At 69.6% G+C, this 25,040-nt stretch carries 25 protein-coding genes; 12 read left to right on the plus strand and 13 right to left on the minus strand.

Annotation, left to right across the window (positions count from 1 at the left end; all coding sequences use genetic code 11):
* Window positions 1-197: 197 nt before the first annotated feature.
* Complete coding sequence (locus tag ACIA5H_RS02320) at window positions 198-1,124, minus strand: NAD(P)/FAD-dependent oxidoreductase (protein ID WP_397073299.1); 927 nt, start codon at window positions 1,122-1,124, stop codon at window positions 198-200.
* Between the two features lie 91 nt (window positions 1,125-1,215).
* Here ACIA5H_RS02320 and ACIA5H_RS02325 point away from each other — a divergent pair, with 91 nt between their 5' ends.
* The gene (locus tag ACIA5H_RS02325; RefSeq protein WP_397073301.1) at window positions 1,216-1,809 is read left to right on the plus strand and encodes a helix-turn-helix domain-containing protein; all 594 of its coding nucleotides are present in this window, start codon (window positions 1,216-1,218) and stop codon (window positions 1,807-1,809) included.
* A gap of 122 nt (window positions 1,810-1,931) precedes the next feature.
* Window positions 1,932-2,630, plus strand: a complete 699-nt coding sequence (locus tag ACIA5H_RS02330) for a hypothetical protein (protein WP_397073303.1) — start codon at window positions 1,932-1,934, stop codon at window positions 2,628-2,630.
* Window positions 2,631-2,658: 28 nt separating this feature from the next.
* Here the strand turns inward: ACIA5H_RS02330 and ACIA5H_RS02335 are convergent, their stop codons facing one another.
* Entirely contained in the window at window positions 2,659-3,603 is a 945-nt protein-coding gene (locus ACIA5H_RS02335) for a diacylglycerol kinase (protein ID WP_379254620.1), read from the minus strand.
* Window positions 3,600-5,177, minus strand: a complete 1,578-nt coding sequence (locus ACIA5H_RS02340) for an FAD-binding oxidoreductase (protein WP_397073431.1) — start codon at window positions 5,175-5,177, stop codon at window positions 3,600-3,602. The genes ACIA5H_RS02335 and ACIA5H_RS02340 overlap by 4 nt, the downstream gene beginning before the upstream one ends.
* 179 nt (window positions 5,178-5,356) lie before the next feature.
* Here ACIA5H_RS02340 and ACIA5H_RS02345 point away from each other — a divergent pair, with 179 nt between their 5' ends.
* Both ACIA5H_RS02345 and ACIA5H_RS02350 read left to right on the plus strand, forming a co-directional pair.
* Window positions 5,357-5,992 (plus strand): helix-turn-helix domain-containing protein, encoded by a 636-nt coding sequence (locus ACIA5H_RS02345; protein WP_356966500.1) that lies wholly within the window; start codon window positions 5,357-5,359, stop codon window positions 5,990-5,992.
* A 42-nt stretch (window positions 5,993-6,034) separates the two neighbouring features.
* Complete coding sequence (locus tag ACIA5H_RS02350; RefSeq protein WP_397073306.1) at window positions 6,035-7,576, plus strand: glycerol-3-phosphate dehydrogenase/oxidase; 1,542 nt, start codon at window positions 6,035-6,037, stop codon at window positions 7,574-7,576.
* A 22-nt stretch (window positions 7,577-7,598) separates the two neighbouring features.
* On the opposite strand, the gene ACIA5H_RS02355 is transcribed toward ACIA5H_RS02350, so the two are convergent.
* Both ACIA5H_RS02355 and ACIA5H_RS02360 read right to left on the minus strand, forming a co-directional pair.
* On the minus strand, window positions 7,599-8,117 hold the full coding sequence (locus tag ACIA5H_RS02355; RefSeq protein WP_397073308.1) for a GNAT family N-acetyltransferase: 519 nt from the start codon (window positions 8,115-8,117) through the stop codon (window positions 7,599-7,601).
* 43 nt (window positions 8,118-8,160) lie between these two features.
* Window positions 8,161-8,832 (minus strand): TetR/AcrR family transcriptional regulator, encoded by a 672-nt coding sequence (locus ACIA5H_RS02360; RefSeq protein ID WP_379254616.1) that lies wholly within the window; start codon window positions 8,830-8,832, stop codon window positions 8,161-8,163.
* 337 nt (window positions 8,833-9,169) lie between these two features.
* On the opposite strand from ACIA5H_RS02360, the gene ACIA5H_RS02365 reads away from it, so the two are divergent.
* The 4 genes from ACIA5H_RS02365 (at window position 9,170) to ACIA5H_RS02380 (ending at window position 14,634) form a co-directional block, all read left to right on the plus strand.
* Entirely contained in the window at window positions 9,170-10,426 is a 1,257-nt protein-coding gene (locus ACIA5H_RS02365; RefSeq protein WP_397073310.1) for an FHA domain-containing protein, read from the plus strand.
* Between the two features lie 401 nt (window positions 10,427-10,827).
* Window positions 10,828-13,125: an FdhF/YdeP family oxidoreductase gene (locus ACIA5H_RS02370; RefSeq protein ID WP_397073312.1), complete on the plus strand. Its 2,298-nt coding sequence runs from the start codon at window positions 10,828-10,830 to the stop codon at window positions 13,123-13,125.
* A 49-nt stretch (window positions 13,126-13,174) separates the two neighbouring features.
* Complete coding sequence (fdhD, locus tag ACIA5H_RS02375) at window positions 13,175-14,014, plus strand: formate dehydrogenase accessory sulfurtransferase FdhD (protein WP_397073315.1); 840 nt, start codon at window positions 13,175-13,177, stop codon at window positions 14,012-14,014.
* A gap of 80 nt (window positions 14,015-14,094) precedes the next feature.
* Window positions 14,095-14,634, plus strand: coding sequence for a hypothetical protein (locus ACIA5H_RS02380; RefSeq protein WP_379254610.1), 540 nt, complete (start codon window positions 14,095-14,097; stop codon window positions 14,632-14,634).
* A gap of 104 nt (window positions 14,635-14,738) precedes the next feature.
* Here the strand turns inward: ACIA5H_RS02380 and mihF are convergent, their stop codons facing one another.
* Window positions 14,739-15,053 (minus strand): integration host factor, actinobacterial type, encoded by a 315-nt coding sequence (gene mihF / locus ACIA5H_RS02385; protein ID WP_039796616.1) that lies wholly within the window; start codon window positions 15,051-15,053, stop codon window positions 14,739-14,741.
* Window positions 15,054-15,540: 487 nt separating this feature from the next.
* Here mihF and ACIA5H_RS02390 point away from each other — a divergent pair, with 487 nt between their 5' ends.
* The 4 genes from ACIA5H_RS02390 (at window position 15,541) to ACIA5H_RS02405 (ending at window position 18,528) form a co-directional block, all read left to right on the plus strand.
* Window positions 15,541-16,335 (plus strand): helix-turn-helix domain-containing protein, encoded by a 795-nt coding sequence (locus tag ACIA5H_RS02390; RefSeq protein ID WP_379254608.1) that lies wholly within the window; start codon window positions 15,541-15,543, stop codon window positions 16,333-16,335.
* A gap of 39 nt (window positions 16,336-16,374) precedes the next feature.
* Window positions 16,375-16,752: a nuclear transport factor 2 family protein gene (locus ACIA5H_RS02395; protein ID WP_356966518.1), complete on the plus strand. Its 378-nt coding sequence runs from the start codon at window positions 16,375-16,377 to the stop codon at window positions 16,750-16,752.
* 106 nt (window positions 16,753-16,858) lie between these two features.
* On the plus strand, window positions 16,859-17,428 hold the full coding sequence (locus ACIA5H_RS02400; RefSeq protein ID WP_355072251.1) for a carboxymuconolactone decarboxylase family protein: 570 nt from the start codon (window positions 16,859-16,861) through the stop codon (window positions 17,426-17,428).
* A 218-nt stretch (window positions 17,429-17,646) separates the two neighbouring features.
* Complete coding sequence (locus ACIA5H_RS02405) at window positions 17,647-18,528, plus strand: hypothetical protein (protein WP_355072249.1); 882 nt, start codon at window positions 17,647-17,649, stop codon at window positions 18,526-18,528.
* A gap of 99 nt (window positions 18,529-18,627) precedes the next feature.
* Here the strand turns inward: ACIA5H_RS02405 and ACIA5H_RS02410 are convergent, their stop codons facing one another.
* The 7 genes from ACIA5H_RS02410 to ACIA5H_RS02440 form a co-directional block, all read right to left on the minus strand.
* Window positions 18,628-18,894 (minus strand): ribosomal protein L7/L12, encoded by a 267-nt coding sequence (locus ACIA5H_RS02410; RefSeq protein WP_397073318.1) that lies wholly within the window; start codon window positions 18,892-18,894, stop codon window positions 18,628-18,630.
* A 27-nt stretch (window positions 18,895-18,921) separates the two neighbouring features.
* A complete protein-coding gene (locus tag ACIA5H_RS02415; protein WP_379254605.1) occupies window positions 18,922-19,332 on the minus strand; it encodes an STAS domain-containing protein in 411 nt (136 codons plus the stop codon).
* Window positions 19,333-19,480: 148 nt separating this feature from the next.
* On the minus strand, window positions 19,481-20,761 hold the full coding sequence (gene clpX / locus ACIA5H_RS02420; protein WP_195131826.1) for an ATP-dependent Clp protease ATP-binding subunit ClpX: 1,281 nt from the start codon (window positions 20,759-20,761) through the stop codon (window positions 19,481-19,483).
* A gap of 429 nt (window positions 20,762-21,190) precedes the next feature.
* Window positions 21,191-21,859, minus strand: a complete 669-nt coding sequence (locus tag ACIA5H_RS02425) for an ATP-dependent Clp protease proteolytic subunit (protein WP_397073321.1) — start codon at window positions 21,857-21,859, stop codon at window positions 21,191-21,193.
* A gap of 70 nt (window positions 21,860-21,929) precedes the next feature.
* A complete protein-coding gene (locus tag ACIA5H_RS02430) occupies window positions 21,930-22,517 on the minus strand; it encodes an ATP-dependent Clp protease proteolytic subunit (RefSeq protein ID WP_228827310.1) in 588 nt (195 codons plus the stop codon).
* A gap of 235 nt (window positions 22,518-22,752) precedes the next feature.
* Window positions 22,753-24,129: a trigger factor gene (tig, locus tag ACIA5H_RS02435; protein ID WP_397073324.1), complete on the minus strand. Its 1,377-nt coding sequence runs from the start codon at window positions 24,127-24,129 to the stop codon at window positions 22,753-22,755.
* A gap of 263 nt (window positions 24,130-24,392) precedes the next feature.
* On the minus strand, window positions 24,393-24,968 hold the full coding sequence (locus tag ACIA5H_RS02440) for an FKBP-type peptidyl-prolyl cis-trans isomerase (RefSeq protein ID WP_379254602.1): 576 nt from the start codon (window positions 24,966-24,968) through the stop codon (window positions 24,393-24,395).
* Between the last annotated feature and the right edge of the window lie 72 nt (window positions 24,969-25,040).

Genomic DNA, 25,040 nt, shown 5'->3' on the forward strand with positions numbered 1-25,040 from the left:
GATATCGGCCCGCGGGCGCTCCGGACGAATCGCGCGGAGCGGTATTTCACGACGGAGACAAAGAAAGGCGGAGTCTTCGGTGGATGAGGGACACCGAACACTCCGCCTATGCCAGTAGCTTACCGGCGATCCGAGGCCGGACTCGGAATCCATAAGCAATTCTCAGCTTCCGGCATTTTCTACCCCGGATATTCCCCTTATCGGGCCGGCACGGTGACGTCGGCCGACACCAAGTCGCCGTTGATCGCGATCGCGGCGGTCGAGCCCGCGCCCGCCGCGGAGATCACCTGCGCAGCCGGATCGCTCACATTACCGGCGGCCCAAACGCCCGCCACGCTGGTGCGCCCGGTGGCGTCCGTCACCACCCAGCCGCTGTCGTCGAACGCACAGCCGAGCGCCACCAGCACGTCGTCGTTGGCGCGGAAGGTCGGCGCGACGAACATCGCCGTCCTCGGCACCGCTCGCCCGTCGGCCAGCTCCACACCGCGCAGCCGGTCCTGCACCACGAACCGGGCGACCTCGCCGTCGAGCACCCGCACGCCGCGCGCGTCCAAGCGAGCGCGGTCGTCGTCGGACAGGGGCATCGTGTTCGGGAAGAAGATGACGTCGTCCGACCACTGCGGCAGCAGCAGGGCCAAGTGCACCGCCCGCGCCGATGCGCCGGGTTCCCGCCCACCGAGCACGCCGAGCGGCTGGTCACGCACCTCGTAGCCGTGGCAATAAGGGCAGTGCAGCACGTCGCGCCCCCATCGTTCGCGCACTCCGGGCAGCCGCGGTAGTTCGTCGCGCAGCCCGGTCGCGACCAGCAGGCGGCGCGCCCGCAGCGCCGCACCGCCCCGCAGCCGCAGCACGAACTCCGACTCACCCACCCGTTCCGCGCCGACGACGACGTCGGAGATCACCTCCGCGCCGTAGCCCGCCGCCTCCTCGGCTCCGGCCGCCAGCAACTGCGCGGGCGGCATCCCGTCGCGGGACAGGAACCCGTGCATGTGCTCGGCGGGCGCGTTGCGCGGCGCGCCGCCGCCGACCACCGCGACCCGCCGCCGCGCCCGGGCCAGGACCAACGCCGCGGACAACCCCGCCGCACCGTCACCCACGATCACCACGTCATATGTCTCGCTCATCCGCGATCACCTCCACCGACACAGTGCCGCCGCTCGGCGCGTATCGGCAACTATTGTTGCCAAATCCGGGACGACGCGGTGCACTGGTGACATGTCCACACCACCGGGCGTCGCCCAAGCCCTCGCCGACATCGGTCCGCGACTCAAAGCGCTGCGGACTCGACGCAACGTCACGCTCACCGCGCTGGCGGAAAACACCGGGATCTCCAAGAGCACGCTGTCGCGGCTCGAGTCCGGCCAGCGAAAAGCCAGCCTGGAGCTGCTGCTGCCGATCGCGATGGCCCACCAGGTGCCGTTGGACGAACTGGTGGCCGCACCGCGGATCGCCGACCCCCGGGTCCACACGACGGCACGGAAGATGAACGGGCTCAGCATTCTTCCGCTGACCCGGCAGCCGGGGCCGCTGCAAGCGTTCAAGATCATCATCCCGCCCGATCGTGGCGAGCCCGACCCCAAGGTGCACGAGGGTTTCGAGTGGCTCTACGTCCTGTCCGGACGGCTCCGGCTGGTGCTGGGTGAACACGATCTGGTGCTCGGCCCCGGCGAGGCCGCGGAATTCGACACCCGCCAACCGCATTGGTTCGGTAGCGCGGGCCGGGGACCGGTGGAAATTCTCAGCCTTTTCGGGTCCCAGGGTGAACGAATGCATCTTCGCGCGCGGTCGGCGGGCCGGAAACCCACATGAACCGATAATGTCCGAAATGTCCAGTATTGCCGAAAAGGCGAAACCTCGGGACTCTGGGAAGGGTGAACACTCCAGGCGCACCCCACTCGGCGAATCACCAAGAAAAACGGGGGTTTTCCCGGATGCCGAAGCCTTCTCGGCTGCGGACGCTGGGAGAGGTGAACCCCCCGCTGGAAGTCGCGCCTGGGCACGCCCCCGAACCGCGACCGCCGATCCTGGTCCCGGACGCGCTGCACGATCTACGCGGTCGCGCGGTCGCGGAGATTCGATACCCCGCCGCGGCGGCGCTGATCGTCGCGGGCGTCCCCGGCGCGGGTAAGAGCACCGCCTTGCGCAAATTCTTCGACGCCGACGCGGCGGCCACCGCACCATCGCACAGTCCCGCCGGGGTGCTGGTGCTCGACTCGATGCAGGCGCGCAATCGCTGGCGGCCCAAACTCTGGTGGCTGCCCTACCTGCTGTGGCGTCCGGTGGTGCACGTGGCGCACTTCGTCGCTGTTCGCGCCGCGTTGCGTGAGGTCGACGGCCCGGTCGTCATCCACGACTGCGCCACCTTCCGATGGGCGCGCGTTCTGATCGCGCGCTGGGCGGCGGGACGCGAATTGCACCTGCTCCTGCTCGATGTGCCCGCGCCGGTGGCCAGGGCGGGCCAGCACAGCCGCGGACGGCGGATCAATCACCTGGCCTTCCGGCTACACGTGCGCGGCTGGCGGCGATTGATGAGCGTGGTGGCGACGGAACCCACGGCCCGCGGTTCCCGGTCGGTCGTCATCGTCGACCGCGCGGCCGTCGACCGCCTTGGGTGCGTGACCTTCGCCTGACCGGCGAAAACCGCCGCCTCGGTGCGCCTCAGGGCACCAGGACGGTCAGTGCCGCCGGGACGGCCCTGATGGTGAGCGGCAGGGTGCCCGCCGGTTCGCCGTCGGCCGTGGCGGGCGCGCCCGCGGCGGTCAACGTGACGGCCGCGGCGCGGAACTGCTTGACCTCCGGGTGATTCTGGCGTTTCCCCGCCGACAGCGCGGGCAGCAAGCGCAGCATCTCCCGCCGCGACAGCGCGCCGACCACGGTCAAGTCGAGCAGTCCGTCGTCCATGATCGCGTCCGGGCAGATCAACATGCCGCCGCCGTAGGTGCGGGTGTTGCCGACCGCGACCATGACCGCCTCGGTCTCCAGCAGCGAGCCCGTGCCGGGGTTGGTGAGCCCGTCGGTCACCGCGTCCACCAACTCGACGCGGTAGGGAACGGTGAAGCGCCCGGAGATCTCGGCCAGCGCGGCGACGGTATAGCGCAGCCTGCCTTTCGGCCAGCGCATCTCATTGGCGCGCAGCGTGACTCGCGCGTCGAATCCGGTGCCGGTCACCGTGGCGAACCACATCGGCGCGCCGGGCGACTCGATCCGGCCGAGATCGATCGTCCTGGTCCGCCCGCGCAGCACGAGCGCGGCGGCGGCGAGCGGGTCGTCGGTCGGCACACCGAGTTCCCTGGCCAGGTCGTTGCCGGTGCCCGCGGGAACCATGCCGAGCGGGACGCCGGTCTCCGCCACGGCCTGAAGGGTCAGGTTGATCAGGCCGTCGCCGCCGACGCAGACCACGGCGTCGGGCGGCGCGTCGCCCGCGATGACATCTCGCACCTGCCGAACCGTTTCGACGGCCGAGGGCGCGCACACCTCGGCGACCTCGGCGCCGCCCGCGCGGAGACGGGCGACCGCGGCGCTCGCCGCCGCGCCGCTCTTGCCGTGCCCGGACCGCGGGTTGGTCACCACGGTGACCTTGCGTACCGGCGAATATTCGGTCACGGCACCAACTTTCCCGGATTGAGGATGCCGGCCGGATCGAGTTCGGCCTTCACCGCGCGCAGGACGCGCACGCCGAGGTCACCCACTTCGTCCGGCACCCAGGGGCGGTGGTCGATGCCCACCGCGTGGTGGTGGGTGATGGTGCCGCCCGCCGCGACGATGGCGTCGCCCGCGGCGCGTTTGGCGGCCTGCCACTGCGCCAGCGGGTCGTCCAACTGCTTGGCGACGACGGTGAAGTACAGCGACGCACCGGTCGGGTAGGTGTGCGAGATGTGGCACATGACCAGCGGGGGCGTCCCCTGCGCACTGAGCGAATCGGTCAGCGCCCCGGTCACCTTCTCCTTCAGCGCGCTCAGATTCGACCAAGTGGTGGCGGTTTCCAGCGTTTCACAGAGCACCCCGACATCCAGGAGCGCGTCGCGCAGGTACGGCGCGGCGAAACGACCGTGCTCCCATTCCCTGGCCGCTGCCTCGCCCAGGGCCGAGCCGCCCGCCGCGGCCAGCAGCGCACCCGCTTCGGCGCTGCGCGCGGCGACGTGCGCGGCACTGCCCTCGTAGGTGGTGACGGCCAGACATCCGGCCACCGGGTTGCCGCCGATATCGCCGGAGCGGGCGAGGTTGATCCCGGTCTCCGCCTCGTCGGACAGCCGGAGCACGGTCGGCGCCGCACCCTCCTGCACCACCGCGCGCAACGCTGCGGCGCCGGTCGCGAAATCGGGAAACGACCACGCCTGGTAGGCGACGGTTTCCGGGACCGGGTGCACGCGCAAGGTGACCGCGGTGATCACGCCGAGCGTGCCCTCCGATCCGACGAACAGCTCACGCAGATCCGGCCCCGCCGCCGAGGCGGGGGCGCGCCCGAGGACGAGCGTGCCACTGGGCGTCGCGATCTTCAGCCGCTGCACCATGTCGTCGAAACGGCCATAGCCCGCCGAAGCCTGGCCAGAGGATCGCGTCGCCGCGAAGCCGCCGATGGTGGCGAACTCGAAGCTCTGCGGGAAGTGCCCGAGGGACAAGCCGTGCCCGCCGAGCAGTTCCTCCGCGCGCGGGCCGGTGAGTCCCGCGCCCAGTGTGGCGGTGCCGCTGATCGGATCGATCGCGGTGATCGTGTCCAGCCTGCGCAGATCGAGGGCGATCACGGCGTCGAAGCGACCGCGCACGGGTTCGACGCCGCCGACCACGCTGGTGCCGCCGCCGAACGGCACCACCGCGACGGCGTTCGCCGCGCAGTAGGCGAGCACGGCGAGCACCTCGTCGTGGTCGGCGGGGAAGACGACGGCGTCCGGCGCGTCCTGCGGTCCCTCGGCCCGGCGGCGCAGCAGATCGGGTGTGCTCTTCCCCCCTGCGTGCCGCAACCGATCGCGGTGGTCGGCCGACACGTTCCCGGAACCGACCACCTCGACCAACCCGGCTCGCCGCGCGGGCGTCAACGCCGATTCGCGCAGTGGCACGTCGCCCTCATCGCGGCGCGCCACCGGATCGCCGGACACCCCGAACACCTGCGTCAGCAGACCACGGATTCGCTCCGAAAGTGGCTGGTGCCCAGCCGGGATTCCCCAGGCATCCCAGACCATACTCGCCGCCGACCCGCTCACGCCGGTCTTTGCCGCGGAAGCCGAATCGCCCTCGGCGTGCTGCCGTGTCTCCACCATGCGTTACAGTTTGACATAGACTGTCAAGCAGTAACGAAGGTTCGGACCATTCCCCTTGGTCGACGCCGGCCGTCGGCCGATCAACCCCCGGTGGTGACACCTTGACCGCTCCTGACGACTCCGCCGAGCGCCTCTCGGCGACCGACCTGGCGATCCTCGACGCCGCTCGCGCGTGCGTGGAGGAATTCGGCGTGCGCCGCACCACCCTCACCGAAGTGGCGCGGCGAGCGGGCGTCAGCAGGCCGACCGTCTACCGCCGCTGGCCGGACACCGGCGCGCTGGTGGCCGAGCTGCTGGTCCGCGAGCTGCGCGGGATCGTGGCGGCGACCATGCCGTCGGCGGGCAGCGCGCGCGTCAGGCTGGTCGAGGGCGTGGTCGCGGGAGCGGCGACGGTACGGTCGAATCCTCTGTTCGGCAAGATCTTCCGTACCGACACCGATCTGATGCTCACCTACGTCTTCGGCAGGCTGGGACGCAACCAGCGCGCTCTGATCGAGCTGTTCGCGGCGGGTATCCGCGACGGCCACCGGGACGGCTCCATTCGCGGGGGCGACCCGGAACGGATGGCCACGATGCTGCTGCTGATCGCCCAATCCGCGGTGCAGTCGGCGGGCACCGTCGCGCCGCTGCTGGCGGGCGAGCATCTCGACGCCGAACTACGTCGCGCGATCGACGGGTACCTGGACGACCACGCCCGGGAGACCACCGAGGACACCGACCGGAGACAAGCGCGATGAGCCGTCTTCGACCCCCTCTCGCCGTAACCGAAAGGCATTGTGATGAGCACTGATCCGGGGCACACCGGGGAGTCCGCGTTGAACGCCGCCCGCCGTGCGGCGGATCTGTCGCGGCTCGGCGACGGCGCCGAGGTCGACGTGCTGGTGATCGGCGGTGGCGTCACCGGCGCGGGCGCGGCGCTGGACGCCGCGGCCCGCGGGCTGCGCACCGTGCTGGTGGAACGCCACGACCTGGCCTTCGGCACCAGCCGCTGGAGTTCCAAGCTGGTGCACGGCGGCCTGCGCTATCTCGCGAGCGGCCGCGTCGGCATCGCCCACGAAAGCGCCTCGGAGCGAGGCATTCTCATGCGCACCACGGCGCCACATCTGGTGCGCCCGCTGCCCCAACTGGTCCCGCTGCTGCCGAATATCGGCACGACGCAAGCCGCATTGGTGCGCGCCGGCTTCCTGGCGGGTGATCTGTTGCGGCGTGGTGCGGGCACCCCCGCGGCGCTGCTGCCCCGGTCCCGGCACGTCGCCGCCGCGGAGGCGGTACGGCTCGCACCGACCGTGCGCCGCGCGGACCTGCGCGGCGGGCTGCAGGCATGGGACGGACAGCTGGTCGACGACGCGCGCTTGGTCGTCGCACTGGCGCGCACCGCGGCGGCCAACGGCGCGCGCATTCTGACCCGCGTCGAAGCGCTCGACGTGACCGGGAATTCGGCGACCCTGCGTGACACGCGCACCGGCGAGACCTTGGCGGTGCGGCCGCGCGCCGTGGTGAACGCCACCGGAGTCTGGGCCGATCAGGTGGATCCGAGTATCCGGCTGCGCCCGAGCCGCGGCACCCACCTGGTGTTCTCCGCCGCGTCCTTCGGCGGCCTGTCCGCGGCGCTCACCGTACCGGTGCCCGGCAGCATCGGCCGCTTCGTCTTCGCCTTCCCCGCCGCGCACGGCCGGGTCTACCTGGGGTTGACCGACGAGGACGCGCCGGGCCCGGTTCCCGACGAGCCGAAGGCCACCGACGGCGAGATCGATTTCCTGCTCGACACCATCAATCCCGCCCTGCGCGAGCCGCTGACCCGCGCCGATATTCGCGGCTCCTACGCCGGGTTGCGCCCACTGCTGGAGACCGCCGACGACAGCACCGCCGACATCTCGCGCAAACACGCGGTGCTGCGTTCCCCGAGCGGGATCGTCACCATCGTGGGAGGCAAACTCACCACCTACCGCAAGATGGCCGAGGACGTGATCGACGCCGCCGTCACGCACAACGGTCTCGCCGCGGCACCGTGCCGCACCCGGCGGCTACCACTGGTAGGCGCGGTCTCCGGAGCGGCGCGCGACCGCATCGACGCGCCGCCGGTGCTGATCGAACGTTACGGCGGTGAGGCGGACGCCGTGCTGGCCGCGGCGCGCCGTGATCCTGCCCTCGCCGAGCCGGTCGCGCCCGGAATCGACGTACTCGGAGCCGAATTCGCGTTCGCGGTGTCCCACGAGGGCGCGCTGGAGGCCGACGACCTGCTCGATCGGCGCACGCGCATCGGCCTGATCGCCGAAGATCGGGCCGCCGCGGCGCCCGCGGCCGTACGCGCCCTCGCCTGACGGCACGACGCGTCCAGGCGGCTCAGTCCATCGACCATGCGGACAGTTCCGCGCGCATGCACGCGCGCGGCCAGCGGTCGAGGCCGTGGGCCTGCTCGGCGGCGCGCAGCGCGACCAACCCCGACGTCTCCTCCCCCGCCGACAGGTACCGGAAGCCGAGCCGCTCGTAATACGGCCCGTTCCACGGCACCTCGGTGAACGTCGTCAGCGTCATCGCGGGTAGGCCCGCGACGGCGGCCCATCGGGCGGCCTGGTCGAGCAAGCGCTTGCCGATCCGGCGCCGGGCGTGATCCGGGCGCACCGAGACCTGCTCGATGTGGGCGTTCCCGTCGACCACTGCCGCGACGAGGTAGCCGATCGGCAGGTCGTCGTCGGTCCACACCCAGGCCCGCCCGGCCTGCTGGAACTGTCGCAGAGTCGCCAGCGAGGGCGGTTCGTCGTCGGCCACGGTCGTCATCCCGATTCGCGCGAACGGCTCACCCGCCGCGCGCTCGATGTCCTGGAGCACGGGGAGGTCTCGGGATGTCGCGGGTCGGATCACCGGCCCATTGTCAGTCCGCCCCCACGACATGAGCCAGCGAATTTCACTGCGCCCGCGTGGCGAGGATGCCGTTGAGCAGCACTTGCACGGCCCAGGCCGCGCGCGCGGCACCGCCGCCCGCCAGCAGAGCCTCCCGCATGGCCACGACGGTCGGATAGCGGTCGGCGGGCAGTTCGGCGAAGCGCCGCTCGATCGTGGCGAGGTACTCCTGCTCGCTGCCGCCCCCGACGCGGTGCGCACTCTGTTCGGACGCCGACGCGGTGATGTGCAGGAACAGCAGGTCCACCGCCCACGACGCGGTCAGCTCGTCCAGTCCCGCCTCGGTGAGCGCACCGAGCATCAGCTCCACCAGCCGCAGGGCGTTCGGACTGCTCGGAATCACGCCGAGCGCGACGAGCGCCAGCCCTTCGTGCCTGCTCATCGCCGCCACCGTGGCATCGACCAGCTCGGTGAGCCGCTCCCGCCAGCTCGCCCCGGCGGGCTCGGGGACGGAACCGAGGACATGGTCGAGCATGGCGGCCATCAGATCGTCGCGATTGGCGACGTATACGTACAGCGAGGCGGCGCCGGTGTCCAAGTCCTGTGCGACCCGGCGCATGGTCAGCGCCGCCGCTCCATCCCGGTCCAGGATGCGCAGGCCGGTCTCGACGATCACCTCGCGGCTCAGCGGAGCTTTGGCCGGGCGGGCCCTGCGGCTGACGGCTGCTGCGCTCATGAGCCGAGCATAACGAGGGACGAACGCCGTTCGGGTGAGCGGCGCAAGTCCATGCTCGTCCGGAGCTGCCGCGAAGAGGCCGATCCGGCGGGACGGAGCAGGCCGCCGAACGCCGCTTGTTGCGGAAAACACCACAACATGCAGCTCACAGCCTTTGCGAAGGTTGGCGGCGACCGCTCACGAGAACCCGCCCGACAGAGCGTGATTCGAGAATCCGATGACACGGCGAGACGTTCGCACTGTCCGCTTCGCGATGCGCGCAGACCCCGGTTCGGTGGTCGCCGACGCTCTATGCTGGCTTCGGTATGCCGGTAGTGCGCCGGGAAGGAGGGCGCGGGTGCGCAGAAAACCGTCCACCGTGGGTGTCGCACCGGGCGACGGACTCGTCGCCCGGTGCGGTGCGGTCGTCGCCTACCTCGGGGCCGAAACGACCTCCACGGACCGAATACTCGGCACCATCGAAGCCGTGGCCGAAGGCGAGCATCCCGGCGCCGCGCTGGCGCAACGCTTGGCCGCGGTGATCTTCGGCAGCACCGTTCAACCGCCGCCGTTCGGTGTGGTCGCCCCCACCGCGGACGGCGTGCTGATCCTGTTGCGCGGACCGGTGATCGCGGAGATCCAAGGCGCGGAGGGCACCCGCCGCCTCGACGGCGGGCGTGCGTTCACTTGGGTGGACGAGATCGTGCGCGAACCGGTGCGCCGCATCACGATCGGCGCGGACACCGGCGAGCCGCCGACCGCCCTGCCCCGCACCGACCTGCGCGCCGGCGTGGTCCCCGGCGGCGGCTTCGTGCTGCACGCCGCGGTACGACGCACCGGAAAAGCCGCCGAACCACGCACGTCCGAGCCTTCCGCGCAGGCCGAGCCCGAGGCGACGGCGGCGGCCGGTTTCGCGGCGATGCCGGAACCGACCGGCGCGTCCGACGCCGTCGCGCAAGCATCGCCCGCTCCGCGACCGACCGGCGCGTCCGACGCCGTCGCACAGGCAACGCCGATCCCTCGGCAGACCAGCGCCGCCGACGCCCTCGCACCAGCGACACCCAGGCCGACCGAGTCGGTCCGCCCCTTCGCCAAACCGCGTCCGCCCCGGCCGGTCCCGGACCGACCGCCGGCGTGGTCCCAGGTGCAGCCCGCGCGCGAACCGGTCGCCCTGCGCAAAGCGCCCGAGAACGGCGGAACGCGAGCCATGAGCCCGGCGGCGCTGTCCGGAGACGCCGTCGGTGCGCTGGTCACGGAAGAAGGGGCGGCCTACCCGTTGGACCGCGCCTACGTCATCGGGCGCGGACCGCAGGTGGACGAGGCGGTCCGCACCGCCGCCGCCACGCCGATCGTCATCCAGCGCGATCGGCATGTCTCGCGGGTCCACGCCTATGTGTCGGTGGACGGCGGCAAGGTGTACATCCGGGACGCCGCCGCTACCTCCGGCACCTTCATCGCCGGTCCCGGCACCGACCAGTGGACCAGGATCAGCACGTCCCCGACCGAGCTCCCGCCCGGCTGGCGGGTCCGCATCAGCGAGCGGGTCCTCACCTACCGAGGCGACGAGCAGCGCACGGGCACGGCGGATATCGCGGGAGCGCGCCGCCGTTCGTAGCCGCCGAGGGCGCCTGGCAAAGTGGCCGCGGTGACGAGCTCGCCTGCCAGCACCGGCGCCCGCGTACTCGAACAGCGTCGCCGCGCCCGCACACGCACGGCATCGGGCGCCCGGACCGGCGCCGACCACGGAGCCGCAGTGCGAGGTGGACTCCGTTCGAGCATGTCATGACGCCGGCGCTCGCGGCTGCCTCGCACCAGGGCGCCGCACAGCGTGAACGGCTCGCCGAGCCGCCGCGCTCGCGGAACCGGGCTCCGGGTCGGCCCCTCGCACGGCCGAGGCCAGGCCGCGCCATGGCCGTGTACCGGACGGCTTCGCGCCCGGCTCACCGGCCTCGCGCCGGGGACGGCCGATCAACCGGTCGAGTCGAGCCCGGATCGCGCGGGGAGCACAATGGCGGCATGCACCGAAACGGACCGAGCCGCGACATCGACGAGTCCGAGCTGACGGTGACCCCGCCCGAAGAGCAGGCCGCGGGCGTCACCGCCGTGGCGGTGGCGTTGAAACGCTCGATCGAGGAGATGGGCGTCATCCGCACGGCGCGCACCCTGGCCCGGGTCAATCAGGTGCACGGCTTCGACTGCCCGGGCTGCGCCTGGCCGGAGCCGAGCGGCCATCGCAGGCCCGCCGAGTTCTGCGAGAACGGCGCGAAGGCCGTCGCCGAGGAAGCCACGCTGCGCACGGTTACTCCCGAGTTCTTCGCCACCCACTCGGTGGCGGACCTGAGCGACAAATCCGGCTATTGGCTCGGCCAGCAGGGCAGGCTGACCCACCCGATGGTGCTGCGTCCCGGAGACACCCACTACCGGCCGATCGCCTGGGACGACGCCTACCGTCTGATCGCCGACACGCTACGCGGGCTGGACTCCCCGGACGAGGCGGTGTTCTACACCTCCGGCCGCACCAGCAACGAGACCGCGTTCCTCTATCAGCTGCTGGTGCGCAGCTACGGCACCAACAATCTGCCGGACTGCTCCAACATGTGCCACGAGTCCTCCGGCGCGGCGCTGTCGAGCTCGATCGGGATCGGCAAGGGCTCGGTCTCCATCGATGACTTCGCCAAGGCCGACCTGATCATCGTCGCGGGACAGAATCCGGGCACCAATCATCCCCGGATGCTCAGCGCGCTGGCCGCGGCCAAGGCGAACGGCACCCGGATCGTCGCGGTGAACCCCCTGCCCGAGACCGGGCTGCTCGGCTTCCGCGACCCGCAGACGATCAAGGGCGTCACCACCGGCGTGCCGATCGCCGACGACTTCCTGCAGATCCGCCTCGGCGGTGACCTGGCCCTGTTCCAGGCGCTCGGCCGTCTGCTGCTGGAAGCGGAGGACCGCGCACCGGGCACGGTGGTCGACCGGGCGTTCGTCGACGCCCACTGCGCGGGCTACGCCGAATACGAAAAGCACGCGCGCACGGTCGATCTCGACACCGTACTGGAAGCGACGGGTCTCACCGCGGCCGAACTCGAGCACACCGCCGAGCTGTTCGCCCGCTCGCGCAACATCATCCTGTGCTGGGCGATGGGCCTGACCCAGCAGGCCCATGCCGTGGCCACCATCGAGGAGGCCACCAATCTGCTGCTGTTGCGCGGCATGATCGGCAAACCGGGCGCGGGTGTGTGCCCCGTGCGCGGTCACTCGAATGTGCAGGGCGACCGCACCATGGGCATCTGGGAGAAGATGCCCGACGCCTTCCTCGACGCCCTCGACCGCGAATTCGGCATCAGCAGCCCGCGCGAGCACGGCCTCGACACCGTCGCCGCCATCCGCGCCATGCGCGACGGACAGGCGAAAGTCTTCATCGGCATGGGCGGCAACTTCGTCTCCGCCACCCCCGACACCGCCGTGACCGAAGCCGCGCTGCGCGACTGCGCGCTCACCGTGCAGGTCTCCACCAAACTCAACCGCAGCCACGTCGTGCACGGCCGTACCGCGCTCATCCTGCCGACGCTCGGGCGCACCGACCTCGACCTGGCCCCGGACGGCGCCAAGAATCAAGTCTCCGTGGAGGACTCGATGTCGATGGTGCACCTGTCCACCGGACGGTTGCGGCCGGTCAGCGACCAGCTGCGCAGTGAAGTCGCCATCGTCTGCGAACTCGCCCAGGCAGTCCTTGGCCCCGACCACCCGGTGCCGTGGGCCCGCTTCGCCCGTGACTACGACAGCATCCGCGACGCCATCGCCCGCGTCGTGCCCGGCTGCGCGGACTACAACGCGAAAGTTCGCGGCCGGGGCGGCTTCCAGCTACCGCATCCGCCGCGCGACGCCCGCGAATTCCGCACCGCCACCGGCAAGGCCAACTTCGCGGTCAACGAGCTGACCTGGCTGCCGGTCCCCGCGGGCAGACTGATCCTGCAAACCCTGCGCAGTCACGACCAGTACAACACCACTATCTACGGCCTGGACGACCGCTACCGCGGCATCCACAACGGCCGCAAAGTGGTGCTGGTCCATCCCGAGGACATCACGGCGTTCGGTTTCCGCGACGGCGATCTGGTCGACATCGTCTCCGAGTGGACCGACGGCACCGAACGCCGCGTCGAAGGCTTCCGCCTGGTCTCCTACCCCACACCGCGCGGCAACGCCGCCGCCTACTACCCCGAGACCAATCCCCTGGTGCCACTGGACCACGTCGCGAAACGATCGAACACGCCAGTCTCCAAAGCGGTCACCATTCGTTTCGAGGCGAGCAAGGCATGACCAGCCGGGTCCGGCCGCAGGACAGTGCTCGCGCCGAAGGGAACACGGCATGAGCCGCGTCACCGCTCGCCGCCGGATGCGCCGGATCTCGCCCAGCGGGCAGATCCAGCGCCCGGACACCTTGGCCGTCGAAGAACCGCTCGAGATCCGCATCGACGGGCAGTCGCTGACGGTCACCATGCGCACCCCCGGCAGCGACATCGACCTGGTGCACGGATTCTTGCTGAGCGAAGACGTCATCGGTTCCGCCGAGGACATCGTGGCGGCCCGCTACTGCGCGGGCACCGACGACCAGGGCCGCAACACCTACAACGTCCTCGACGTCAGCCTGCGCACCCCCGTCCCGGTGCAGACCCGCTCCTTCCTCACCACCGGAGCCTGCGGACTGTGCGGAAAGACCGCCCTGGACGAGGTCCGCAAGCGCACCCGATTCCCCCTGTCCGCCGCAGGCCCGGTGGTGGACACCCGGGTACTGGCCGCGATGCCCGGCATGCTGCGCGACCGCCAATCGGTGTTCGAAGCCACCGGCGGCTTGCATGCGGCGGGCCTGTTCACCACCGACGGGCAGGCGCTGGCGGTGCGCGAGGACATCGGCAGGCACAACGCGGTGGACAAGGTGATCGGCTGGGCACTGCGCGAATCCAGGGTGCCTGCCCATGATCTGGTACTGATCGTGAGCGGGCGCGCGTCGTTCGAACTGGTGCAGAAGGCCGTCATGGCCGGAATCCCGATGCTCGGCGCGGTCTCGGCGCCGAGTTCGCTGGCGGTCGATCTCGCCGCCGACGCCGGACTGAGTCTGATCGGCTTCCTCCGCGGCGACACGATGAACGTCTACACCGTCCCCGAGCGGCTGCGCACCGATCCGGGCGCCGACTCGTTGTTGGCCTGACTCACTATTGCCCGCGCCGGACGCCCGTTCTACCGTGACTGCACGGAGCCGGAACGGATTCGGCGAGAACGGAGCGGCCGATGCGGATATCGGTGGAGGGGAACTCCGAGGGCCTGCGGGTGCGGATGCGGTTCGAGCAGTACCGCCGCCTGCTGCTGACGCGGATCGTGCTGGCCGTCTTGGCGGTACAAGGAGCGATCGTCGGCCTTTGGGCCACGTTCGCGCCGCACTCCTGGTACACCAGTTTTCCGGGGTTCGGCGCCCAGTGGGTGGCGGCGGACGGCCCGTACAACCACCATCTGGCGGCCGACGTGGGTGCCTTCTTCCTGGCGCTGACAGCGGTGACGATCGCCGCGCTCGTGGTCAACCGAACCACGGCGGCCCGGATCGCGGGCGTCGGCTGGCTCACCTTCGGTGTCCCCCATTCCCTTTACCACCTCTTCCACAAGCCCGCGGAGATGGGCGCGGCGAGCTTCACGGCCAGCCTGATCGCGGCGTTGCTGCTCGTGATCGGCGGAGCGGCCTGCCTCTTCCTGCCGCCGCGAGGCGAGTTGCCCCTCTCGGACCCGCAACCGGTGACGCTGCGTTTCCCGCGCCGCCGTCCGCGCGCCGTCCGCTGATCGGCGAACCCGGCAGCAGAGTCCGGGACGCCCGTGGGAGATCACCACGGGCGTGATCCGGTGGATCCGCGGATGACGCCGCGACTTGGCGAATTCCCCGACCGTCAGTCCTTCAGCGCTTCGAGCAGTGCCGCGCGCTGACGCGCACCGAGCCCGCCGATCCGGCGATCCTCCGGGATCTCCGCCTGGTCCATCAACTTCGCGGCCTTCACCGGCCCGACACCGGGCAGGGCCTTGATCACCGCGGCCACCTTGGTCTTCTTCACCAACTCGTCGGAGTCTGCCTTCTTCAGCAGATCCGCGACCGAAACCTTGCCCGCCTTCACCTTGCCGATCAGTTCGGAGCGTGCCTTGCGGACCGCAGCCGCCTTGGCCAAGGCCTCGGTGCGCTGCTCTGCGGTCATGGTAGGCAGTGCCATGTCTCCTCCGCTTCCACTCGTCACTCGAACATCTGGTTGACCGGACCGAGTAAACAGCACGGCACCGGGAGCGCAAGCTCGACACACCGGGGCACGAACTGCGGAAATGACGATGAATTTCCCTGGTCCGCGCCGTCGGAATCAGTGGACGGCCGACGGGCTACAGACGAAAAGGACGAAAGGAACACCACGTCACGAAGCTGTCCCTCGCCCGGATCGTCGCGTCGGACGACGCGTACCGAGAACCCCGGAGCAGAAGCGGTGCGCCGCGACGGCGACTACTCCGAAGCGGCCGTCGCCGCGCGGTAACGCGGGATGAGCCGTTACCGACAGAGTCAGCAAATACCGAACGCGGGTCTGGTTCAACGGCGAACCAAGGGGGATCAACGGCGATCCCCCGAGCCCGCTCGGGTCACACCGAGCGGAGCCTTCACCCCCGGACAACAGAAAATATCGCGGTTCGCACGGCCCGTGACAGCATGACGGCATGGAGCCGAGCACTCCGCCGGGGACGACTGCGTCCGCGATTCTGTGGCTGTGGCCCGGGCAGGCGATCTATCGCGGACCGTCCCTGCGTCCGGACGCGCATTCCACCGCGGTGAACTGCCTGGCCGTCGGGTTGGACGCGCCGTTCACACTCGCGACCGATGCCGTCACGCACACCGTGCGCAGCGCGCTGATCCCGCCGCGCCGGGTGCACCGCGTCGTCGCGGGCGGCGACCAGATGATGTTCTGTTATCTGGATCCGGGGTCGCGGGGCGCCCGAGCCTGCCGGGACCGGATGATCCGGTGGCACGCCGAATTCGGACTCGGCCATCGGGCGGAAGCCGCCCTCGCCACGGCTGCGAGCGGCACGTGCCCCGATCCGCGCTCGCTGGCCGAACTCGTCGGCGCCAGGCCGGTCCCCACGCCGGACGACCGGGTAGCCGAGGCGATGGCGACCCTCCTCGCCCATCCCGCGCGGGAGTTCACCGCCGCCCGGTTCGCCGCGGCCGCGCACCTGTCGGAGTCGCGCTTCCTGCATCTGTTCGCCGCCCAGGCGGGCACCTCGTTCCGGCGGTACCGCCTGTGGGCCAGGATGCTCGGCGTCGGCCGCGCGCTCGCCGAGGGCGCGAACCTCACCGCCGCGTCGGCCGACGCGGGCTTCGCCAGCCCCTCACACTTCAGCGACGCTTTCCGCACCCTGTTCGGCTTGTCGGCCACCACACTGCTCGCCACCGGAGTACGGATCGTCGTGCTGGACGAAGCGGAAGGGATCGAATCGGGCGACCGAACGCGCTAGGCTACAAACTAGAACACGTTTCATTTCGGAGGAGGCTCGATGGCCAAACAGATTCGCGACGTGGTGGAGCAATACGTCAAGCTGGTCGGCTCGGGGCCGACCGAGGACATCGTCGCCCTGTACGCGCCCGACGCGATCGTGGAGGATCCCGTCGGCACTCCACCCAAGCGCGGCCACGAGGCCATCCGCGAGTTCTACGAGGTGATCGCCGCACTGGATCGGGAGACCGAGCTGCGGCCGGAGGACGTGAGAATCGCGGGCAATCAGGCCGCGTTCCCGTTCACCATCGTCACCAAGGTCGGCGGGCAGCGCTTCGTCCTGTCACCGATCGATGTGATGGAGTTCGACGAAGAAGGCCGGATCACCGGGATGCGCGCCTACTGGAGCCAGGAGGACATGCGGGTCGAGCCCGAGTAGAGCGCGGCGGCCGGGTGCGCCAGGTCACATCGCGGCCCCATCACATTCCGGCACGGTCTCTCGTCCGAGAAGTAGGAACCACATCCGCTGATCGAAGGAGATCGACATGAGCGCCACCCGTATCGCCGCCGTCACCCCGCAACACGCGGGACCGACGACCAAGCTGCTCTACCGGCTGGCCAAGCGCCGCTTCCGCGAAGTGCCGGAGCCCTTCGCCGTCACCGCCAACCATCCGAAATTGCTGAGGGCCAGCGCGGTCCACGAGACCATGGTCGGCAAGGCCAGCACCGCCCTGCCCGCCGTCATCCGCGAGATCGCGGTGTATCGCACGGCGTGGACGATCGGCTGTTCGTGGTGCGTCGACTTCGGCGCCATGCTCATGCGCCTGGGCGAGCTGGACGTCGCGCGGCTGGAACACATCGCCGACTACGCGACCTCGCCGCTGTACTCCGACGACGAGCGCGCCGCCATCGCCTACGCCGACGCGATGACCGCAACGCCGACCACGGTCACCGACGAACAGGTCGCCGACCTGGAGCGGCGCTTCGGCCGAGCGGGTGTGGTGGAGCTCAGCTATCAGATCGCGCTGGAAAACTCACGCGCCCGGTTCAATTCGGCGCTCGGGATCACGGCGCAGGGTTTCAGCACCGATTCGTGCCGGGTGCCCTGGTCGTGAAAAGGGCCGCGGCGCTGCGGGAATGGCTCGATCCGACCTGGTACTTCGGCGCCGCGTTCGCCCGGGACTGTCGTTACGGCCCGGAATGCACTAAGAATAAGAGGTGTTGACGTCGCCTGGCCGTGCCGCGGCCGGCGGGCTACCTTCGCGAGTTTCGGTGCGGGGTAACGGCGTCTTCGGTTTCTCGAGTTCCCCTCCGCCCGACCGTTTGGAGCCGCATGCTCGACGAACAGACCCCGGACGACGACGTCGCACGGCTGGCGAGACGAGTCGAGAAGGCCCGCGGCCGTCTCGCCTACCAGTTCGACCCGGCTCTGACCGGCGCGCTGTCGGAGGAGGAACTGCTCGCTGAACGCGAACTGGCCGAACGGATCCGGACCCAGGACCGCGAACAGCGCTGGAAGCACGCCGAGGCGGGCGCCGCGGCCTCCGACCGGGCGCGGCACACCGCGGAGGCCATCGAGAAGGCCGAGATCAGGGACCTGCTGTTGGCGCGCAAGGCGATTGCCGCGCAGCGGCGCGCGTCCAGCCCGCACGCCAGGTTGGCGTCGCTGTACCGGCACCGTTCCTGGTCGCTCGGCGCGCTGGCCGGCGTGGTCGCCGCCGGAATGCTGTGGTCGGCGGTCAACGTTCAGCACAACATCGCGCCGGGTGGCCCGGACGACCCGCTGTACTGGTTCAGCTACCTGCTCGAGGCGATGATCAGCGTGTCGCTGATCATCATCATGATCGGCACGAACAAGGTCACCGAATGGGGCGTGCTGGACAACCGGAGCCAAGTGGCGGCGGCGGAAATGGCCCTGCTCGCGCTCACCGTCGGACTGAACACCTACCCGTACGTGAGCGCCGGGCGATGGTTCGACGCCGCCGTGCACGGTGTCGCCCCGGTGATGATCGGCGTCGCCCTGCTCATCCACGACGCCGCGAGCGCGCGATACGGACGCGCGATCGGCTATGCCACCGAGCAGGTGCGGAGCTTGCCCGACCCGACCGGGCACGACCCCTTGCCGGAACGCTCCGCGGCGGACAGCCTGTCCAGCGCGGACGCTGACTTCCCAGTGGATCTGCACACCCCCGTGGTGCAGGGCGCACACAGCTAGACCTATCAGCCTGCGGTGCGGGGCAAGTCGTCGAAGAATGCCCGTTCTACGTCCGCGCCGGCGCGTGAGCCGTCGAGCCCTGTGCTCGCGCCCCGGTGATCAGTACGGATACCGGCGTTCGACCGCTTCCTTGGCCTCTTTCAGGCCGCACCCGGTGAGTTCGCGATACCGCTTGATCGCGTGAATCTTCTTGCCCTGCGCCAGAAGCGCATCGATCTCGGCCATGCCGTCACCGCGCGGGACCGCAGGCACGGCACGCGGCGACACGGCCGCTGCCTGCGCCTCGATGCCCAGATGGGTCATGATCAGGTCGAGCTTGGCGTGCAGGGCGTCGACCTTGCGCTCCAAGCGCCGGTTGGCGAACATGCCCCGATGGTATCGACCCCGGCCGCGTCAGGCCGCGTCGAGCACGGCGTCGGCGAGACTCGACATCGTCTCGAAGCGCGCCAGATCTCCCGCCAGCTCCAGCAGCCGGTCCACACACCGGGGTCCGGTCACCAAGCGCATCCTACGGCCGGTCTGTACCAGCATGGACCGCGCGTCGACCAGAACGTGCAACCCGGCGACGCCGAAAAACGTAACCTTCGACAGATCTACGACCACCAAAGGCGCCGCCGTGCCCAGCGAGCCGATCAGCCTGCGTCGAAACACTTCGACGGTGTAATGATCGACTTCGCCCGCGAGCGCGCACAGCGTGACCGAGTCGCTCGGCACTGTGACGGAGATCTTGAGCCGCTCGGCGGGGTGATCGGCATTGCGAGCGGCGGTGAGAACGTACGTGGGGTTGGCCAAGCCTGTCGACATGAGGACCTCGGTCCAGTCGCCCGCGAGCAATCTCGGAAACGGGCTTGCTCGCGGGTAATGATGCGCCCCGGAGAAAAGCGCCGGAACTAGGCTGTCTGCTCAACCCTCACGGAGGGAGTACCCCTTACGACGGGTCGCCACACCCGAATTACGCCGACTTCTCCCGGCGCTCCGGCCGCTGCGCCTTGCGCGGCACGATGGTGGGCAGGACGTTGTCGTTGACTGTATCCGCGTTGACGACGACCTTGGCGACGTCGTCGCGGCTGGGGATGTCGTACATCGCGGGCTGCAGGACTTCCTCCATGATCGCCCGCAGGCCACGCGCGCCGGTGCCGCGCAGAATCGCCTGGTCGGCGACCGCCTCCAGCGCGTCGTCGGTGAACTCGAGGTCGACCCCGTCCATCTCGAACAGCCGGACGTACTGCTTGACCAGCGCGTTCTTCGGTTCGGAGAGGATCTTGACCAGCGATTCCTTGTCCAGGTTCGTCACCGAGGCGACCACGGGCAGGCGGCCGATGAACTCGGGGATCAGGCCGAACTTGATCAAGTCCTCTGGCATGACCTCCGCGAAGTGATCGGTGGTGTCGATCTCGGCCTTCGACCGCACCTCGGCGCCGAAACCGATGCCGCGGTGGCCGGTGCGGTCGGAGATGATCTTCTCCAGACCGGCGAAGGCGCCCGCCACGATGAACAGCACGTTGGTGGTGTCGATCTGGATGAACTCCTGGTGCGGGTGCTTGCGCCCGCCCTGCGGCGGCACGCTCGCCTGAGTGCCCTCCAGGATCTTCAGCAGGGCCTGCTGCACGCCCTCGCCGGACACGTCACGGGTGATCGACGGGTTCTCGCTCTTGCGGGCGATCTTGTCGACCTCGTCGATGTAGATGATGCCGGTCTCGGCGCGCTTGACGTCGTAGTCGGCCGCCTGGATCAGCTTCAGCAGGATGTTCTCGACGTCCTCGCCGACGTACCCGGCCTCGGTCAGCGCGGTGGCGTCGGCGATGGCGAACGGGACGTTCAGCATCTTCGCCAGGGTCTGGGCGAGGTAGGTCTTGCCGCAACCGGTAGGACCGAGCATCAGGATGTTGGACTTGGCCAGCTCGACGGTCTCGCCGCGGCTGTCCCGACCCTTGTCACCGGCCTGGATGCGCTTGTAGTGGTTGTAGACGGCCACCGCGAGAGTGCGCTTGGCGGTGTCCTGGCCGATCACGTAGTTCTCCAGGAAATCACGGATCTCGGCGGGCTTGGGCAGCTCATCGAGCTTGACCTCGCTGGACTCGGCGAGTTCCTCCTCGATGATCTCGTTGCAGAGATCGATGCACTCGTCGCAGATGTACACCCCTGGTCCCGCAATGAGCTTCTTGACCTGCTTCTGGCTCTTTCCGCAGAACGAGCACTTCAGCAGATCGCCGCCATCTCCGATGCGCGCCATCTCGTGGGTCCCTACTTCCTTGTCCGCGTGCAACCGTCCGTCCAGGTTGCCAGCTGTCCACCACTTTCGCAGCCGCAAACGCATCGGCTGATCTCGTGGCCGGTGGGGCAGTGCCGTCAACCGGGAGCAAAGGTCCCTAGGTTGACCGTACCCGGTGTTCGGGATGGAGGTCGACAACTCGCGCATGTTTCTCGCGCGGGTTGTGCGAGTCGTCACGAGCCATACCTCCGCACCGCCCGCCGCGCGGCGCCGTCGGTTCGAACAAATTCTCGAACCGCGGCGGCGCGAGGGCGGCCCGGCCGGGCGGTATGCCCCATTGCGTACTTCCCGGCCGGAATTCCCTGTCACGAAGCAATTTAGAGCGAACAGCCCCGGGATCGGCAATTCGCCCCGCCGTCCCGGCCCCGGCCGGAAACGACGATTCGCGCCCTATTTCTGCGCGCTCAGCTTCCGGTAGTCGAACACCGTGTCGATGATCCCGTACTCCTTGGCCTCCTCGGCCGTCAGGATCTTGTCGCGGTCGGTGTCCTTGCGGATGGTGTCGGCGTCCTTGCCGGTGTGCCGCGCGAGCGTGCTCTCCATCAGGCGACGCATGCGCTCGATCTCGGCGGCCTGGATCTCCAGATCCGACACCTGGCCCTGGATGCCGCCCTCCAGCGAGGGCTGGTGGATCAGCACGCGCGCGTTGGGCAGGCAGGCGCGCTTGCCCGGGGTGCCCGCGGCCAGCAGCACGGCGGCGGCCGAGGCGGCCTGGCCCAGGCAGACGGTGGCGACGTCGGCGCGCACGTACTGCATGGTGTCGTAGATGGCCATCAGCGAGGTGAACGAGCCACCCGGCGAGTTGATGTACATGGTGATGTCGCGGTCGGGGTCCAGCGACTCCAGCACCAGCAGCTGCGCCATGATGTCGTTCGCCGAGGCGTCGTCCACCTGCACGCCGAGGAAGATGATGCGCTCTTCGAACAGCTTGTTGTACGGGTTGGACTCCTTGACGCCGAAGCTCGAGTGCTCGATGAACGACGGCAGGATGTAGCGCGCCTGCGGGCTCTGCGGCGCGATGCCGGACAGGCCGGCGCGCGGGTCGATCGAATTGGCCATCTTCGTCTCCAAAGTCGGTGCGGCGGCCGGACGTTCGAGGTGTCCGGGGGCCTGTGGGTGATCCGGTGCGTTACTTCTTGGCGCCGTTGGCCTGGTTCGCGTGGCTGATCACGCGGTCGATGAAGCCGTATTCCAGGGCTTCGGCCGCGGTGAACCAGCGGTCGCGGTCGGCGTCGGCGGTGACCTGCTCGACCGACTTGCCGGTGTGCAGCGCCTGCAGTTCGTTCAGCTCACGCTTGGTGTGCGCGAACTGCTCGGCCATGATCGCGATGTCGGCCGCGGAGCCGCCGATCCCCGCGGAGGGCTGGTGCATCATGATGCGCGCGTGCGGCAGCGCGTAGCGCTTGCCCTTGGTGCCCGCGGTGAGCAGGAACTGCCCCATCGACGCGGCCAGGCCCATGCCGTAGGTGGCGATGTCGCACTCGACGAGCTGCATGGTGTCGTAGATGGCCATACCGGCGGTCACCGAACCGCCCGGCGAGTTGATGTAGAGCGCGATGTCCTGGGTGGGATCCTCGGCCGACAGCAGTAGCAGCTGCGCGCACAACTTGTTCGCGATGTCGTCGTCGACCTGGGTGCCGAGGAAGATGATGCGCGCACGCAGCAGGCGCTCGTACACCGAATCACTGAGGTTGAGACCAGCAGTCGCGGTTGTCATGACCCCTGCCTGGTTGATTGTCACGGATACCTGCCTTCTCTCGCCGGCTCGTTGCGGATTGCCGCATAGCCATCACTGGTTGGATATGCCGCACCCGGTCGGACATGGCCATCCAACTTGTCGTCACAAACATTAACGAAGCAGGGCGGCACCGAACTCCCGGTACCGCCCTTTCTTCGCTCTCAGCGCAATCAGCGCACCTCGCGGGCGTCGATCACGCCGACATTCCATGGAATTATTCGGCGTCCGCCGGGGCCGTCTCGACGGACGCGTCCTCGTCGGCGGAATCGGCGGGGGCACCGAACATTTCGGTGGTGTCCACCGAGTTGCCCGCGGAGTCGGTGACGGTCACCTGGCCGACCACGCCCGCCAGCGCCTTGCCGCGCCGCACGTCGGCGAAGATCGCGCCCAGCTGGCCCGCCTGCTGCACCTGCTGGATGAACTGCTCCGGCGACAGGCCGTAGCGCTGCGACTGGAACAGGATCCGCTCGGTGAGCTCCTCCTGGCCGACCTGGGTGCCCTCCGCCTCGGCGATCGCGTCCAGCAGCAGCTGGGTCTTGACCGACTTCTCCGCGGCCTGCTTGGTGTCGGCGTCGAACTCCTCGCGGGTGCTGCCCTGCGCCTCGAGCGCCTCGGCGAACTTGGCCTCGTCGTGGTCGAAGCCGTGCACCGCGTCGTGGGTCACCGCGTCGATCTCGGCCTTCACCACGGCCTCGGGCAGCGGCACCTCGACCTGCTCGAGCAGGGTGTCCAGCACCTTGTCGCGGATCTCGCCCGCCTGCTGCACCTTCTTGACCCGCTCGACGCGGCCGCGCAGATCGTCCTTCAGCTCCTCCAGCGTGTCGAATTCGCTGGCCAGCTGCGCGAACTCGTCGTCGGCCTCGGGCAGCTCACGTTCCTTGACGGTCTGCACGGTCACGGTGATGACCGCGTCCTTGCCCGCGTGCTCGCCCGCGACCAGCTTCGAGGTGAACTCCTTCGACTCGCCCGCCGACAATCCGACCAGCGCCTCGTCCAGGCCCTCGATGAGCTGACCGGAACCGACCTCGTGGGACAGGCCGGTCGTGGCGGCCTCGGCCACCTCCTGGCCGTCCACGGTCGCCGACAGGTCGATGGAGACGAAGTCGCCGTCCTGCACCGGACGCTCCACCCCGGTCAGGGTGCCGAAGCGCTGGCGCAGCGACTGCAACTGCTCCTCGATGTCCTCGTCGCCGACGGTGAACGCGTCGACGGTGACCGCAATGCTCGCGTAGTCCGGCAGCGTGATCTCCGGCCGCACGTCGACCTCGGCGGTGAAGGCCAGCTCCTGGCCGTCCTCGATCTTGGTGATCTCGATCTCGGGCTGACCGATGACCTTCACCTCGGAGGTGGTGACGGCCTCGCTGTAGCGACCGGGCAGCGCGTCGTTGACGACCTGCTCCAGGATCGCGCCACGGCCGAGACGGGCCTCGAGCAGCTTCGCTGGCGCCTTACCGGGACGGAAGCCGGGGATGCGGACCTGCTTGGCCAGTGCCTTGTACGCGCGGTCGAAATCCGGCTTCAGCTCCTCGAAGGGCACCTCGACGTTGATCCGGACCCGGGTCGGGCTCAGCTGCTCGACGGTGCTCTTCACGGACATGCTCCTTGTTCGTTGTTCGTACTGGTTGACGTTCGTCTTGCGGCGCCCCGCCCCCGGCATTCCGGGATCGGAACGGCGGGCGAGGCGGCCCTACGCCGGCTGCCGCATTCCCCCACCGGCGCCGATCCGAACCGGAGTCCCGGCCTCGGCCGAGACGACGAGGGGTGCGGCGTACGCCACGCATCCCGACCAGGTTAGTTGACCGGCCGAGCGGACCTGCATCCGGCGGTGCCCGGCGGGCGACGCGAGCGGCCGGGCTACTTCCCCACCGAGACCGCGTCGGTGACGAAGACCAGCGTCTCGTACGGGGCGATGCCACGCCCGCCCGCGCCGTAGCCCAGCTCCGGCGGCACGATCAGCAAGCGGCGCGCGCCCTCCTTGACGCCGACGAGTCCCTGATCCCAGCCGGGGATGACCTGTCCCCCGCCGAGGGTGAGCTGGAACGGCTTGCCGCGCTGGAACGAGCTGTCCAGCGTCTTCTTGTCCGACCAGGTGACCAGCGCGTAATTCATGGTCAGCTGCTGGCCGGGCGCGGCGCCGGGCCCGCTGCCCTCCTTCAGATCCTTGACGATCAGCTGCTTGGGCGGGTCGCAGTCGTCGGGGAGGGTGATCTTCGGCGCGGCGCCGAAATCTCCGGTGACGCGGATGTCGTCGGCGGTGCACTCGCGGCCCTTGCTCTGGGTAGCCGGGCGCTGCGCGGAAGGTCCCGCCGCCGCGGTGGTCCGCGTCGTCGAGACGGCGGGAGCGGACTCGTCGTCCGAGCCGCAGGCCGCCAGCGCGATGGTGGTCGCGGCGACGGCGCCGATACCGATGATCCTGCCGAGAATGTGCATGCCGCGGACCCTAGACCACGAACGGGCCCCGGGTGGGACGAGCTTCTCGCGACACGCTCGGACCGCCGCGCG

Origin of the sequence: Nocardia sp. NPDC051900 (assembly GCF_044452545.1) — a bacterium.
Lineage (GTDB): Bacteria > Actinomycetota > Actinomycetes > Mycobacteriales > Mycobacteriaceae > Nocardia > Nocardia sichangensis.